The organism is Microbacterium sp. FG3 (assembly GCF_057809335.1).
Map to the genome: position 1 here is coordinate 1 of NZ_JBMDJT010000025.1, position 13414 is coordinate 13414.

The window sequence follows — 13414 nt, forward strand, 5'->3', positions numbered from 1 at the left end:
GCTGCGCGCCGGGGGGCGGGCGCATGCGCGCCCGCACGCTCGCTTCGCTCGCACAGTGATGGGTTGGTGTGAAGGGTGTGAGCGTCGGTTGCACCCCATCGGTTGCTGAACGGAGGCGCGAAGCGCCGGAGATGAAGCGACCACCACAACCGTCATGGACTTGCTGGGGTCGCTTCAGCTTCGTTCAGCAACCGTGGGGTTTCACCGTTCGGTTGCGCCCATCGGTTGCTGAACGGAGCGCCGGAGGCGCGGAGATGAAGCGACCAGCGCAAGCTGCCGCCGTGACAGATGTCATGGCGAGGAGGTGACGGAGGCTGATCGCGCGCGGGCGGTGAGGGCGGCCATCGTGGAGGCATGGACACACAGGCACCTCCCGCGGTCTCGCTGCGCCGCGTCGTGAAGGAGTTCCGCTCCGGCAGCGTCTTCCGGGCCGTCGACGGCGTCGACCTCGACATCCGGCAGGGTGAGATCGTCGCCCTGCTCGGCCCGAACGGGGCGGGCAAGACGACCACGCTCGACATGGTGCTCGGGCTCACGCGACCCACGGACGGCGACGTGTCGGTCTTCGGGCAGTCCCCGCGCGCGGCCGTGCACGCCGGCCGCGTCTCGGCCGTGCTGCAGTCGGGCGGGCTGCTGCGCGACCTCACGGTGCGCGAGACCATCACGCTCATCGCCTCGACCTTCGCCGCCCCGCTGTCGGTCGACGAGGCGATCGAGCGCGCCGGCCTCGGCGCCATCGCCGGGCGCCGCGTGTCGAAGTGCTCCGGCGGCGAGCAGCAGCGCCTGCGCTTCGCGCTCGCCCTCCTGCCCGATCCCGACCTGCTCATCCTCGACGAGCCGACGGCCGGCATGGACGTGACGGCGCGGCGCGAGTTCTGGGACACCATGCGCGAGGACGCGCGCGCGGGTCGCACCGTCATCTTCGCCACCCACTACCTGGAGGAGGCCGACGCGTTCGCGCAGCGGATCGTGCTGATGGCCGGCGGGCGCGTGGTCGCCGACGGCACGACCGCCGAGATCCGCGCCACCGCCACCGGACGGCGGGTGACGGCCTACGTCGAGGCCGCGGCCCAGGACGCCGCCGTCGCGCGCCTGCGCGCGGCCGGCGCCGAGGTCGAGGCCGACGCCGGGCGGCTGCTCGTGCGCACGGGCGACTCCGACGGGGTGGCGCGCCTGCTGCTGAACGAGCTCGGCGCGCACGACCTCGAGATCGCCGCCGGCAGCCTCGACGACGCGTTCGAGGCCCTCACGGGCGCGCACCGCGCCGACGCGACCGTGATCGGAGGAGCACGATGAACCCCACCTACTTCGCCATCGAGCTGCGGCGCATCGTGCGCGACGTCGTGACGATGTTCTTCGTGGCGATCCTGCCCGCGGTGCTGTACCTCATCTTCGGCGCGAGCCAGTCGTACGGCGAGAACAGCGTGGGCAACGGCAACGTCGCGTTCTACGTGATGATCGGCATGGCCGCGTACGGCGCCGTCACCGCCACGGTCGGCGTCGGCGGCACGGCCGCCGTCGAGCAGATGCAGGGCTGGGGTCGCCAGCTCGGCCTCACGCCCATGAGCGACGCGCAGCGCGTGGTGACGCGCGCGGCCGTCGGCTTCGTCGTCGCGATCGTGCCCGTCGGGCTCATCTACGCGCTCGGCGCCCTCACGGGAGCGGAGGCGGAGCCGCACGTCTGGGTGATCAGTGGGCTCGTCGTGCTGCTCGGCTCGGCCGTGTTCTCGTTCTTCGGGCTGCTGTCGGGCCTGCTGTTCCGCAGCGAGGCGGCCGTGAGCGCCGCGAGCGGATCGCTCGTGATCTTCGCCTTCCTCGGCAATCTGTACTTCCCGCTCACCGGCTTCCTGCTCGACATCGCGCGGTTCACGCCGCTGTACGGGTACGTCGCGCTCGCCCGCTACCCGCTCACCGACGGCTGGACGGTCCGCCAGAGCCCGGACGACGCGTCGGTGCTGGAGCCGCTGTGGGTGCCGGCGCTCAACCTGGGCGTGTGGGCGGCGATCTTCATCGCGGCGACGATGCTCGTCGCGCGGCGGGGCCGGTCGCGTCAGTGACGGAGCACGCGACGAGGGGATCCGGTGCTCCCGCGGGGGTGCCGGATCCCCTCGGCGTACCGGGATCGCGACGCGAGCCTGAGAGCATGGGACGCGTGACGCGGGCGATCAGACCGGATGTGGGGCCGTGGGCGCGCTTCTCGTGGACCCTCGGCGTCGTCTGGGTCGTGTGCATGTTCTTCCCCATCGCGTCGGCCCTGGAATCGGACGCCCCGCCGGCGGCCAGGGCGGCCGCGGTCGTGCTGCTCGTCCTCTTCGCCGCGCTGTACGTCGCCTCCTTCGTCTGGCTGACGCTGTCGAGGTCGTGGGCGCAGGCCGGCCGCCGGGGTCTGCCGGCGCTCGCCGTCATGACGGTGCTGATGCTCATCGCCGTCGCGCTCGTCGGCGTCGGCGCGCTCGGCGCTGCCCCGTTCCTCGTGGCGATCGCGATGTTCTCGGGCCGGCGGGCCGGATCCTTCGCCCTCGCCTCCGCGATCGCCGTCGCCCTCGTGGTCGCGCTCGCGGTGAGCGGGCGGCTCACCGACTACTGGGGCATCCTGCTGCCGGCGGCGTTCGTGCTCGTCACCTGCGGGCTGGTGCGGATCGTCGACGGCGCCCAGGACGAGCACAACGAGCTGGTCAGGCAGCTCGCCGTGGTCGAGGAGCGCGAGCGCGTGGCCCGCGACGTGCACGACGTGCTGGGCCACAGCCTCACGGTGGTGACCGTCAAGGCCGAGCTGGCCGAGCGCCTCGTCGAGCGCGACCCGGCGGCGGCGAGGGAGGAGCTCGCGCAGATCCGGAGCCTCACGCGCGAGGCGCTCGCCGAGCTGCGCGCCACCGTGGCGGGGCTGCGCGTCGCCCGGCTCGCCGACGAGCTCGAGGCGGCCAGGGCCGCGCTCGCCGACGCGGGCATCGCGGCCGACGTGGCGGACGACGCCGAGACGGTCGATCCGCGGCACCGCATCGTCGTGGCCTGGACGCTGCGCGAGGCCGTGACGAACGTCGTGCGGCACTCCCGCGCCAGCCGGTGCACCGTGCGGCTCGAGCCGCACGGCATCGTGGTGGAGGACGACGGGGTCGGCACCCCCTCCGACATCGCCGCCTCCGGGCTGCGCGGCATCCGCGAGCGGGCCGAGGCCGCGGGCGCGACCCTCACGGTCGGCGCCGCCCGCGAGCTCGTCGCCGCCGACGCGAGCGGTCCCGCCGGATCGGGAACCCCGGGGGCGGAAACCCCCGGCGCCCGCGGCGCGAGGATCCCCGGCGCCCGCGGCACGCGAGTAGAGGTGCGCTGGTGATCCGGCTGCTGCTGGCCGACGACCAGGCCCTCGTCCGCGGCGCGCTCGCGGCGCTGCTCAGCCTCGAGCCCGACCTCGAGGTCGTCGCCGAGGTCGACCGCGGCGACGAGGTGGTGGCCGCCGCGCGCGAGTCCGCGGCCGACATCTGCCTGCTCGACATCGAGATGCCGGGTGCCGACGGGATCGCGGCGACCGCGGCGCTGCGCGAGGCGCTGCCGGCGGTGCGCGCGGTGATCGTCACCACGTTCGGCCGCCCCGGCTATGTGCGCCGCGCGCTTGACGCCGGCGCGTGGGCGTTCGTCGTGAAGGACACGCCGGCCCACGAGCTCGCCGACGTCGTGCGCCGCGTGCAGGCGGGGGAGCGGATCGTGGATCCCGCCCTCGCGACGGAATCGCTCCTCGGCGGGGCGAATCCGCTCACCGAGCGCGAGCGCGAGGTGCTGCGGCACTGCCTCGACGGGCAGCCGATCGCCGCGATCGCGGCGCGCGTGCACCTCTCGGCGGGCACGGTGCGCAACTACCTCAGCGCGGCGATCGCGAAGACGGGCGCGTCCGGCCGGGTCGCGGCGGCGCGCACGGCGCAGGAGCGCGGCTGGCTCTGACCCCTGTTGCGCCCCGCGGCGCCGCTGACACGATGGCGCCATGGCGGGCGGGATGAGCGGCGGCGACGGGTGGGTCACCACCCGGGACTTCGAGGTCACCGAGGCCGAGGACCTGTCGTGGCTCGTCTCCGCCGGTGGCGTCACCCCCGCGCAGCTGGCGGAGGCCGAGCGGCGCTCGCTCGAGGAGCACACGCGGGCCGCGGCGCTCCTGCTCGACGACGGCCTCGTCACCGAGGCGCAGATCGCCAGGGCGCGCGGCGAAGCGTGGGGCACGCCCTCCTGCGAGGACCTGCGCGCCGAGCGCATCGACCCCGAGCTGTCGCGCGGCCGGGCGTGGCGCGGGTATCTGAGCCGCGGCTGGCTGCCGCTGCGCCGCGACGAGGACGGCACGATCCTCGTCGCCACGTTCCTGCGCCCGACCGACGCGCTGCGCGCGGAGGTCGAGACCGAGCTGGGCACTTCGGCCATCGCCTTCACCGCCGTGGAGCGCTGGGGCTTCCGGCAGGCGGTGCTGCGGGCGTTCGGCCCGGAGGTCGCCGATGACGCGGCCAACGCGCTGGGCCGATCCGATCCCCTCCACTCCGCCCAGACGACCATGAGCACGCCGCAGAAGGTCGGCTTCGCGATCGCGCTCGTCGCGCTCGTCGTGCTGCTGTTCCTGTGGCCGCTGCCGACCATCGTGTGGGGGATCGGCGCCATGTCGGTGGCGTTCCTGCTCGCCGCGGCGTTCAAGTTCTTCATCAGCCTGCGCGGCTCGCGCTACGACCTCGTCGAGCGCATCGATGCCGAGAAGGTGGCCGCGCTGCGCGACGAGGACCTGCCCGTCTACACCGTGCTCGTGCCGGTGTTCCGCGAGGCCAACATCGTGGGCCAGCTGCTCGGCAACCTCGGGCGCCTGGACTACCCCACCCACAAGCTCGAGGTGCTCATCCTCGTCGAGGAGGAGGATCAGGAGACGCAGGACGCGATCCGCGCGACGGATCCGCCGCACAACTTCCACACGATCGTCATCCAGAAGGGGCAGCCGCAGACCAAGCCCCGCGCCTGCAACGTCGGCCTCCAGGTCGCCACCGGCGAGTACCTCGTGATCTTCGACGCCGAGGACCGGCCGGATCCGGATCAGCTGAAGAAGGCGGTCGTGGCGTTCCAGGAGGGTGGCGAGGAGCTCGTCGTGGTGCAGGCGGCGCTCAGCTACTTCAACGACACCGAGAACGTGCTCACCCGCATGTTCACGCTCGAGTACGGCTTCTGGTTCGACTACATGCTCTCCGGGCTCGACGCCTCACGGCTGCCGCTGCCGCTCGGCGGCACGTCGAACCACTTCCGGGTGGAGGGCCTGAAGCGCCTCGGCGGCTGGGACCCTACAACGTCACGGAGGACGCCGACCTCGGCATCCGCGCCGCCGCCCTCGGCTGGCGGGTCGGGGTGATCGACTCGGTCACCTACGAGGAGGCGAACACCTCGATCCCCAACTTCATCCGCCAGCGCAGCCGCTGGATCAAGGGGTACATGCAGACGTCCCTCGTGCACGCCCGCAACCCCATGGTGCTCATCCGCGAGGCCGGGCTCGTGCCGTTCCTCGCCTTCGCCCTGCTGATCGCCGGCACACCGCTCACCTTCCTCGGGGTGATCCCGTCCTACGCCGCGACGATCGTGTCGGTGTGGCTGACGGACGCGCCGCTCGTGGAGCTCATCCCGTTCACGGTGATGTGGGTGATGCTGTTCAACTTCCTGATCGGCAACGTGCTGATGGTCTACGTCAACATGATGGGCCCGTTCAAGTGCGGACAGTTCCACCTCGTGCCGTGGGCGCTGCTGAACCCCGTGTACTGGATCCTGCACTCCATCGCCGCGTACAAGGCGCTGTGGCAGCTCATCACCCGGCCGCACTACTGGGAGAAGACGCACCACGGGCTGACCAAGCAGAAGGGAGGCGCGGCCGATGACGACGTCGACCGGACCGCGGCCTACATCCCCGCGCCCTGACGCGCTCGGGCTGCTGCGGGAGGACCCGCGCCGCACCCGCACCCGCGTCGACCCGTTCCCGCAGCGCACCTGGCTGCGGTGGCTGGTGCGGCTCGCACTCGCGGTGCCGTACATCGCCGCCTCGTTCGTGACGAGCGCGCTGGCGGTCTCCGAGGGGCACCCGAACGACCTCGAGGCGCAGCGTGTTGCCGCGATCGACTGGACGCGGGCGGATGTCGGATGGATCGGCGACCTCTATCCTCCGGCAGGCACGGTGATCGCCACGCTGGTGACGCGGATCATCCCGCTCGGCGAGCTCGGCCTGTCGCTGCTCGGTGCGCTGGCCGGAGGGTTCTTCCTGCAGAAGGTGCTCGAGGCGATGACGCAGCGCGAGCTGCGCTGGACGACGCGGACCCTGTTCCTCGTCGGCCTCGGCTTCAACCCGTTCACCTTCGCCCTCGTGACCGAGGACGCGCTGCTGTTCCTCTCGATCGGGTTCTTCCTGCTCGGCACCGAGGAGCTCGTGCGGTTCCTGTACTGGTCGTCCACGCGCGGCGGCTTCCGGGCCGGGATCCTGCTCATGCTCTCGGCGCTGACGGATCCGCTCGGGCTCGCGTTCGTCGTGGTCGGCGGCGTCGCCGCGCTCTTCTACGTGCCCGACGACCTCGCGCGGCCGGGGCGGCGCCGGGCGAGCATGCTCGTGGCGATGTTCCCGACCATCGGCGCCTTCGCGACGTTCCTGTTCCTGATGTGGGCCTTCGACAGCCTTGCAGTCCGTGACATCGCCGCCACGCTCGACGGGGCGGGGGATCGTCTCATCGCGCTCGTCGAGGTCGCGCGCGGACCCGAGGGGCTGCTGCTGGCCACCGCGGCCGTGCTGGTCTGGATCCTCGCCGTCGTCGAGCGGCGCACGCGATCCATCGTGTTCAGCATCGTGGCGATCCTCATCTACGGCATCGCGATCGTGCTCGGCATCGGCGAGGACGCCACCGGCGCCGGCATCTGGCTGATCGTCTACTCGCTCGTGGCGCTGTTCGTGCGCCGCGCGAAGAACCCGGCCGCCCTCGGCACGGTCTCGGTCGTCGCGGCCCTCGCGATCCCGATCGTCTGGGCCGCGGCCCTGCTGAACCCCACCGTCCACCAGTGGTGGACCGCCCTGCTCGGCGGCTGACGCTCTCAGCGCATGGCGTCGACGACGCGCAGCGCGAGGTGAGTGTCGAGGCGCCGGGGTGACACGTTCCAGTCGGCGCCGAGCAGGCGGTCGATGCGGTCGAGGCGCTGACGCACCGTGTTGCGATGGACGTGCAGCAGGCGAGCGGCGCGGGCGATGTCGCCATCGCATTCCAGGTACGCGAACGCCGTGCGCACGAGCTGGGTGCCGCGCGCGCGGTCGTACGCGACGAGCGGATCCACGGCCGCCGTGAGGCTGCCGGGCAGCTCGCCGCGCCTGGCAAGGTCGAGCAGGGCGCCCAGCAGGCCGAGCTCGGCGGCGTCGACGATGCCGTGCCGGCCGAGCACGACGGCGGATCCGTATGCCAGCTGCGCGCGGCTGTGCGCGTCGGCGATGCGGGAGACCCCCGTGAACGGGCCCGACGCGCCCGCCCGCAGCGCCCAGCCCTGCTCCGAGAACAGTGCGCGCAGCCGGTCGGCCCAGTCGGCGTCGGCCGTCACGAGGCAGACGTGCTCCTCGTGCGACGCCATCATGACCGCCCGCGAGCTGCGCGCCCGCACCTCGGCCAGGCGCAGTCGCCGCTCGCTCGCGGGTGCCTCCAGGACGACCACCCAGAGGTCCTCGCCCGCGTCGATGCCCCACCGCCCGAGCCACCGCTCGAGATGCTCGCGCGGTGCGTCGGGGCGCTCGAAGAGGTCGCCCAGCACCTCGGTCTGCAGCCGCAGATCGGCGTCGGCCTGTGCCCGCTGGAACATGAGGGCGAGTGCGCAGTGCGCCGCGACCCGCTCCAGCAGCGAGCGTCGCGACGGATCGAGCGGATCGGCGCTCGAGAGCACGCCGAGCGCCTCACCGCGCATGCGGACCGGCACCCGCTCGCGGTCGTCGTCGAACTCGGCGGTCGCCGCGAGCACGGAGCCCCCTGGTGCGCGCAGGCGCAGCTCGCTGCCGAGGGCGGCCCGGCCGATCGCGAGCAGGCGCGCGGGATCCGGCGCGGCGGAGACGGCCTCGACCAGGCGCGTGTCGAGGTCGAGCATGGCCGAGATCATCTCGAGCTGCGCGGTGCGCCGGTCCTTCTCCCGCTCGAGGTCGGCCGCGAGGGACTCCAGCTCGGCGATGCGCATCGAGTTGTCGAGCGCGACGGCGGCGTGCCGCCCGATCGAGTCGACGTCGTCGATCTCCTCCGGGGTGAAGGTGCGCGGGTGTCGCTCGGCCACCACGAGCGCGCCGAGCGCGCGACCGCCGACCGTGAGGGGCACGCCCATGATGGCCCGCACGCCCTCGGCGCGGACGATCTCGTCGATGTCCGGGAGGTGGTTGAGCGATGGATCGGCGAGGTAGTCGCGCGTCTGGTAGGGCGCCACGCCGCGGGCGATCTGGCCGAGCACGCCCGTGCCGAGCGGCTGGCGCAGTGTGCGGTACCCGTGGGTCGTCACGCCGTCGGTCTGGCGGATGTACGTCTCGGCGCTGTCGTGATCGGTGAGGCTGATGTACGCCATGTCGGTGCCGAGGAACGCGCGCGTGCGCCGCACGATCGCCTGCAGCACGTCCTCGACGTCGTGGCGCGCCGCGATGTCGGTCGCGGTCTCGAACAGCGTCGCGAGCAGCTCCTCGCGGGAGCGGCCGCCGTGCGAGGGGCCGGAGCCGTGCATGTCCGTCATGCACATGATCCTCTCGCAGGAGTGTGCACAGATCCACATCCTGACGAGGGATCCACGATTACTGTCGGCTGGTCAAGGGATGGAGCGGATCACGAGGGCGTCCCGCACCCGGGGTCCGTTCCGCGTCGGAAGGAACCGCATGCGCATCACAGGCGCCGTGCTCGAGGAGATCGGCCGCCCCCGGCCCTACGCCGCCTCGAAGCCCATCAGCATCGCCCAGCTCGACCTCGCGGATCCCGGCCCCACCGAGGTGCGCGTGCGCATCGAGGCGGCGGGCGTGTGCCACTCCGACCTGTCGGTCGTCGACGGCAACCGCGTGCGGCCGGTGCCCATGCTCCTCGGCCACGAGGCCGCCGGCATCGTCGAGGAGGTCGGCTCCGACGTGACCGACCTCGAGGTCGGCACGCGGGTGACGATGGCGTTCCTTCCCCGTTGCGAGGACTGCGACGGCTGCCGGACGGGCGGCCGCCTGCCCTGCGAGAAGGGCACCGCGAGCAATAACGCCGGCGAGCTGCTGCACGGGTCGCGTCTGCTCTCACGCGACGGCGAAGCGGTCTTCCACCACCTCGGCGTCTCGGGCTTCGCGACGCACGCCGTGGTCGACCGCGCATCGATCGTGCCGATCGGGAACGACGTGCCCGCCGAGGTCGCCGCGGTCCTCGGCTGCGCGGTGCTCACCGGCGGCGGTGCCCTGCTCAACGCCGTCGACCGTGCAGCGGGCGAGTCGGTGATGATCGTCGGGCTCGGCGGTGTCGGCGTCTCGGCGCTCATCTCGGCCGTCGCCGAGGGCAAGGGCCCGGTGATCGCGGTGGATGCGCTGCCCGAGAAGCTCGAGCTCGCCCGTGAGCTCGGCGCCGACGAGGTGTTCACCCCCGCCGAGGTCGCCGAGCAGGGGATCCGCGCCTCGCACGCGCTGGAGTGCGCCGGCCACCCGAAGGCGTTCGAGACGGCGTTCGAGGCGACGAGGCCCGGCGGCCGCACCGTCACGGTCGGCCTGCCCAACCCGCAGGCGCGCAGCGAGATCTCGCCGCAGACGATCACCGGCGAGGCCCGCACGATCATCGGCAGCTACCTGGGGTCCGCGATCCCCGCACGCGACATCCCGCGCTTCGCCGACTGGTGGCGCGAGGGGCGCCTGCCGGTGGAGAAGCTCATCAGCCGCACGATCCGGATCGACGAGATCAACGACGCCATGGACGAGCTCGCCGACGGCCGCGCGGTGCGCCAGGTCATCCGCTTCGACTGACGCCGGTTTCCCCACTTCACACCCATCCCGGTCGCAGCGATGCGGCCCCGACCCGAGGACAGCGAATGTCTCGCACCTATCAGAAACCATGGAAGGCCGGCCCGTTCGAGATCCGGCTTCCATTCGCCCACTACCGCTTCGAGTGGCGCGACTACACGCAGGGCCTCGTCATGTGCGCGGTCGACCTCAGCGCGATCCCGCTCATGCAGGAGCTGCTGGGCATGCCGTTCGAGGCGGCGCTGGCCATCGTCGTGCTCAACGGCCTGCTCTACCTGCTCCACCACATGCTCGGCGACCCGGTGATCCCGGGCTGGATCACGCCCGCCATCCCGCTGCTGTCGCTGTACCTCAACGAGTTCCCCGTCGAGCAGCGCGTGCATGCCCTCATCGCATTCCAGCTCGTGCTGGGCCTGTTCTCGATCCTCATGGGGGCGACGGGGCTCGCGTCGAAGGTCGTGCGGATCATCCCCAACGCGCTGCGCAGCGGCATCGTGCTCGGCGCCGGGTTCGCGGCCGTGCAGGGCGTGTTCGCCGCCGGCGGCCGCTTCGACACCTTCCCGTGGACGATCACGATCGCCGTCGGCATCGCCTTCCTCCTCATGTACTCGAACGCGTTCAAGCGGCTGCAGGCGCGCTACGGCTGGGCCGACTTCCTCGGCAGCCTCGGCATCCTGCCCGCGGTGCTCGTCGCCGTCGTCGTGGCGCCGCTGTTCGGCGAGGCGCCGTGGCCGACGATCGAGTGGGGCATCTCGACGCCCGACTTCGTGACGATGTTCACGCAGTACACAGTGTTCGGCGTGGGCCTGCCGCCGCTGATGATGTTCATCACGGCGATCCCGACGGTGCTCGCGGCGTACATCGTGGTGTTCGGCGACGTGATCCAGGCCAAGGCCGTGCTCAGCGAGGCCGACGCCTTCCGCCCGGACGAGAAGGTCGTCTACAACCCGAACCGCGCGCACCTCATCTTCGGCGCCCGCAACACGCTGATGAGCATCTTCGGCCCCGACAACGCGATGTGCGGCCCGCTCTGGGCGGCGATGCACGTCACCACCACGGAGCGCTACAAGAAGGGCCCGAAGTACATGCAGTCGATCTACGGCGGGGCCGGCTGGTTCCGCTGGGGGACGAACACGGGCCTGTTCCTGCTGCCGATCGTGTCGCTGCTCGAGCCGATCCTCGGGGTGGCGCTCGCGCTCACGCTGCTCATCCAGGGCTTCGTCTCGATCCGCGTCGGCATCATGGAGTCGGCGAGCAAGGTCGACCTCGGCGTGGCGGGCGTGATCGGCGCGATCCTCGCGGTGAAGGGCGCCGCCTGGGGCTTCGCGGCCGGCATCATCCTGTGCGCGCTCATCTACACGGTCGACTTCTTCAAGAACGAGTCGGACGGCATCTTCTCGGAGCAGCCGGCGACGGAGGAGGCCAAGCGGGACTGACCGACCGTCGCCGCTGAGGCACACCCGCGCGAGGGGGCACCGATCGGTGCCCCCTCGCTGCGTGTCGCGTCGGGAGCCTGCTCAGCGGCGCCCCGCCTTGCGGCGGAACAGCCACGCGCCCCACACGGCGGCGACCGCGAGGATCCCGGCGCACCACAGCACCGCCCACAGCGGATGCAGGCCCACCTCGGTGCCGAGCAGGAACCCGCGGATCGACTCGATCACCGGGGTGACCGGCGACCACTCGGCGATGGCCTGCAGCCAGCCGGGCATGGTGTCCATCGGCACGAAGGCGCTGGAGATGTACGGCAGGAAGAGCAGGATGAACCCGTACCCGCTCGCCGCCTCGGCCGAGCCGGCTGCCAGGCCGATCGAGGCGAACAGGTACGTGATCGCGAGAATCCACAGCGCCACGATCCCCACCGCGGCGGCCCAGCCCCCGAGCCCCGCGTCGGGTCGGAAGCCGATGAGCAGCGCCACGCCGATCACCACCCCCGTGGCGAGCAGATTCCGAGCGAGGCTCGCGACCACGTGCCCGGTGAGCACCGCGCCTGCGCGCAGCGGCATGGTGCGGAACCGGTCGATGATCCCGAGCTTCATGTCGTTCGCCACGAAGGTCGCGGTCGTCGCGGCGCCGAAGCCGGCGCAGGTGAGGATCGTGCCCGGCACGATGTAGTTCACGTAGTCGCCGGTCGGATCGATCGCGCCGCCGAAGACGTACGTGAACATGAACATGAGCATCACGGGCAGGATGATCGACATGAGCAGCGACTCGGTGTCGCGCACGGAGTGCAGCACGCTCCGGCCGATGAAGATGCGCTCGGCGGCGAGGCCGTGCAGGCGCGGGCGGGCGAGGTCGACCGTGGTCATCGTGCGTACTCCTTCTCCGGGGTCATCCGGTCGTCGGTGAGGGTGAGGAAGACGTCGTCGAGCGTGGGCCGGCGCAGCGAGACGACGCCGACGGCACCCGAGGCGTCGAGCTCGTCGATCGCGCGCCGCAAGCCGGCGATCGATCCGTCGGTGGACAGCTCCCGCAGCAGCTCGCCGGCCTCGTCGCGCAGCTCGACGGTCTCGCCGCCGACGCGGGCCTTCAGCTCGTCGGCGGTGCCGAGTGCGACGACCTACGTCAGCGCGAAGGACGACCTGCTGCTGCTCATGCAGGACGAGGCCACGGGCCTGCCGAGCGAGGCCTACCGGGACGCGGAGGGCTGGCGCGCGAAGTTCGGCGTGCTGTTCCGCGAGCAGGTCGGCATCTACATGCGCCACCCCTGGCTGCTCTCGCTGCCGATCACCGGCTCGCCGGTCACGCCGAACAGTTCGGAGTGGATCGAGGCGGGGCTGACGTCGCTGGAGGGCACGCCGCTGAACGAGCAGGAGCGGATGGCGGCCGTCCTGGCGATCACCGGCCAATCCAGATGGAACGGCATGGTCGTCGCGGGCTACGCGGCGACCTCGCACCGCACGGGTGCCTCACCCGACGAGGTCGCGCGGATGGAGCAGGCGCTCTACGACGCCGTGATCACGCCCGAGGCCTTCCCGCAGCTGCGCGCCGTGGTCGACGCCGGGGTGTTCGTGGCGGACTACGACCCGTTCCAGTGGGGCTTCGAGCGCACGCTCGACGGCATCGAGGCGTACATCGCCGGTCTCGAGCGCGGCGAGCCGCACCGGCTCAGCACGGAGTGGATCGCGCCGGACGACCTCGACGTCGCCGACGACAAGCGCTACAAGCTCGCGGCGAAGGCTGCGGCCGATGCGCAGAAGGCGCTGCTGCAGGCGGAGAAGGCAGTGCGCCAGGCGCGCAAGGCGCAGCAGCAGGCGCTGCGGGAGGCACGCGAGCGGATGGCGCGGTAGCGCGGGCGGATGCGGCATGCCGCATGCGGCATCCGCGGCGCCGGTGCGCGGGGGATCGCGCGAGATCACAGCAGTCACGCCGGTTTACACGCGTCACCTTCTGCCCCTAGAGTGATGGGATCCGCGTGATGGGACCGGATCCGGGGGAGGATATCGA

General features: G+C 72.0%; 13 protein-coding genes. 10 read left to right on the forward strand and 3 right to left on the reverse strand.

Translation table 11 applies throughout. The features are described 5' to 3' along the window. The first annotated feature begins 354 nt into the window (after positions 1–354). The 7 genes from ACODR5_RS09275 (at position 355) to ACODR5_RS09305 (ending at position 7069) form a co-directional block, all read left to right on the forward strand. A complete protein-coding gene (locus ACODR5_RS09275) occupies positions 355–1296 on the forward strand; it encodes an ABC transporter ATP-binding protein (protein ID WP_488983423.1) in 942 nt (313 codons plus the stop codon). After that, entirely contained in the window at positions 1293–2057 is a 765-nt protein-coding gene (locus tag ACODR5_RS09280) for an ABC transporter permease (protein ID WP_449854872.1), read from the forward strand. The genes ACODR5_RS09275 and ACODR5_RS09280 overlap by 4 nt, the downstream gene beginning before the upstream one ends. Positions 2058–2143: 86 nt before the next feature. Continuing rightward, a complete protein-coding gene (locus ACODR5_RS09285) occupies positions 2144–3331 on the forward strand; it encodes a sensor histidine kinase (RefSeq protein WP_488983424.1) in 1188 nt (395 codons plus the stop codon). Then, positions 3328–3933, forward strand: a complete 606-nt coding sequence (locus ACODR5_RS09290) for a response regulator (protein ID WP_488983425.1) — start codon at positions 3328–3330, stop codon at positions 3931–3933. Before ACODR5_RS09285 ends, ACODR5_RS09290 begins: the two co-directional genes overlap by 4 nt. 40 nt (positions 3934–3973) lie before the next feature. Beyond that, positions 3974–5362, forward strand: coding sequence for a glycosyltransferase (locus ACODR5_RS09295; RefSeq protein ID WP_488983426.1), 1389 nt, complete (start codon positions 3974–3976; stop codon positions 5360–5362). Then, a complete protein-coding gene (locus ACODR5_RS09300; protein ID WP_488983427.1) occupies positions 5359–5919 on the forward strand; it encodes a glycosyltransferase family 2 protein in 561 nt (186 codons plus the stop codon). The genes ACODR5_RS09295 and ACODR5_RS09300 overlap by 4 nt, the downstream gene beginning before the upstream one ends. Then, positions 5876–7069, forward strand: coding sequence for a hypothetical protein (locus tag ACODR5_RS09305; protein WP_488983428.1), 1194 nt, complete (start codon positions 5876–5878; stop codon positions 7067–7069). Before ACODR5_RS09300 ends, ACODR5_RS09305 begins: the two co-directional genes overlap by 44 nt. A gap of 5 nt (positions 7070–7074) precedes the next feature. On the opposite strand, the gene ACODR5_RS09310 is transcribed toward ACODR5_RS09305, so the two are convergent. Beyond that, positions 7075–8727, reverse strand: a complete 1653-nt coding sequence (locus ACODR5_RS09310; RefSeq protein WP_488983429.1) for a helix-turn-helix domain-containing protein — start codon at positions 8725–8727, stop codon at positions 7075–7077. 139 nt (positions 8728–8866) lie between these two features. Here ACODR5_RS09310 and ACODR5_RS09315 point away from each other — a divergent pair, with 139 nt between their 5' ends. Beyond that, positions 8867–9973, forward strand: a complete 1107-nt coding sequence (locus ACODR5_RS09315; RefSeq protein ID WP_488983430.1) for an alcohol dehydrogenase catalytic domain-containing protein — start codon at positions 8867–8869, stop codon at positions 9971–9973. Between the two features lie 65 nt (positions 9974–10038). Beyond that, a complete protein-coding gene (locus ACODR5_RS09320) occupies positions 10039–11406 on the forward strand; it encodes a hypothetical protein (protein WP_488983431.1) in 1368 nt (455 codons plus the stop codon). Positions 11407–11487: 81 nt separating this feature from the next. Here the strand turns inward: ACODR5_RS09320 and ACODR5_RS09325 are convergent, their stop codons facing one another. After that, positions 11488–12276 (reverse strand): ABC transporter permease, encoded by a 789-nt coding sequence (locus tag ACODR5_RS09325; RefSeq protein WP_488983432.1) that lies wholly within the window; start codon positions 12274–12276, stop codon positions 11488–11490. Next, positions 12273–12407 (reverse strand): hypothetical protein, encoded by a 135-nt coding sequence (locus tag ACODR5_RS09330; protein ID WP_488983433.1) that lies wholly within the window; start codon positions 12405–12407, stop codon positions 12273–12275. Before ACODR5_RS09330 ends, ACODR5_RS09325 begins: the two co-directional genes overlap by 4 nt. 19 nt (positions 12408–12426) lie before the next feature. Here ACODR5_RS09330 and ACODR5_RS09335 point away from each other — a divergent pair, with 19 nt between their 5' ends. Then, on the forward strand, positions 12427–13257 hold the full coding sequence (locus tag ACODR5_RS09335; RefSeq protein ID WP_488983434.1) for a TetR/AcrR family transcriptional regulator C-terminal domain-containing protein: 831 nt from the start codon (positions 12427–12429) through the stop codon (positions 13255–13257). Positions 13258–13414 lie beyond the last annotated feature (157 nt).

Coding starts and splice junctions, on each gene's coding strand:
- ACODR5_RS09285 (WP_488983424.1), top strand. CDS start 2,144: ATGGGACGCGTGACGCGGGCGATCAGACCGGATGTGGGGCCGTGGGCG.
- ACODR5_RS09325 (WP_488983432.1), bottom strand. CDS start 12,276: ATGACCACGGTCGACCTCGCCCGCCCGCGCCTGCACGGCCTCGCCGCC.
- ACODR5_RS09315 (WP_488983430.1), top strand. CDS start 8,867: ATGCGCATCACAGGCGCCGTGCTCGAGGAGATCGGCCGCCCCCGGCCC.
- ACODR5_RS09280 (WP_449854872.1), top strand. CDS start 1,293: ATGAACCCCACCTACTTCGCCATCGAGCTGCGGCGCATCGTGCGCGAC.
- ACODR5_RS09320 (WP_488983431.1), top strand. CDS start 10,039: ATGTCTCGCACCTATCAGAAACCATGGAAGGCCGGCCCGTTCGAGATC.
- ACODR5_RS09275 (WP_488983423.1), top strand. CDS start 355: ATGGACACACAGGCACCTCCCGCGGTCTCGCTGCGCCGCGTCGTGAAG.
- ACODR5_RS09295 (WP_488983426.1), top strand. CDS start 3,974: ATGGCGGGCGGGATGAGCGGCGGCGACGGGTGGGTCACCACCCGGGAC.
- ACODR5_RS09305 (WP_488983428.1), top strand. CDS start 5,876: ATGACGACGTCGACCGGACCGCGGCCTACATCCCCGCGCCCTGACGCG.
- ACODR5_RS09310 (WP_488983429.1), bottom strand. CDS start 8,727: ATGACGGACATGCACGGCTCCGGCCCCTCGCACGGCGGCCGCTCCCGC.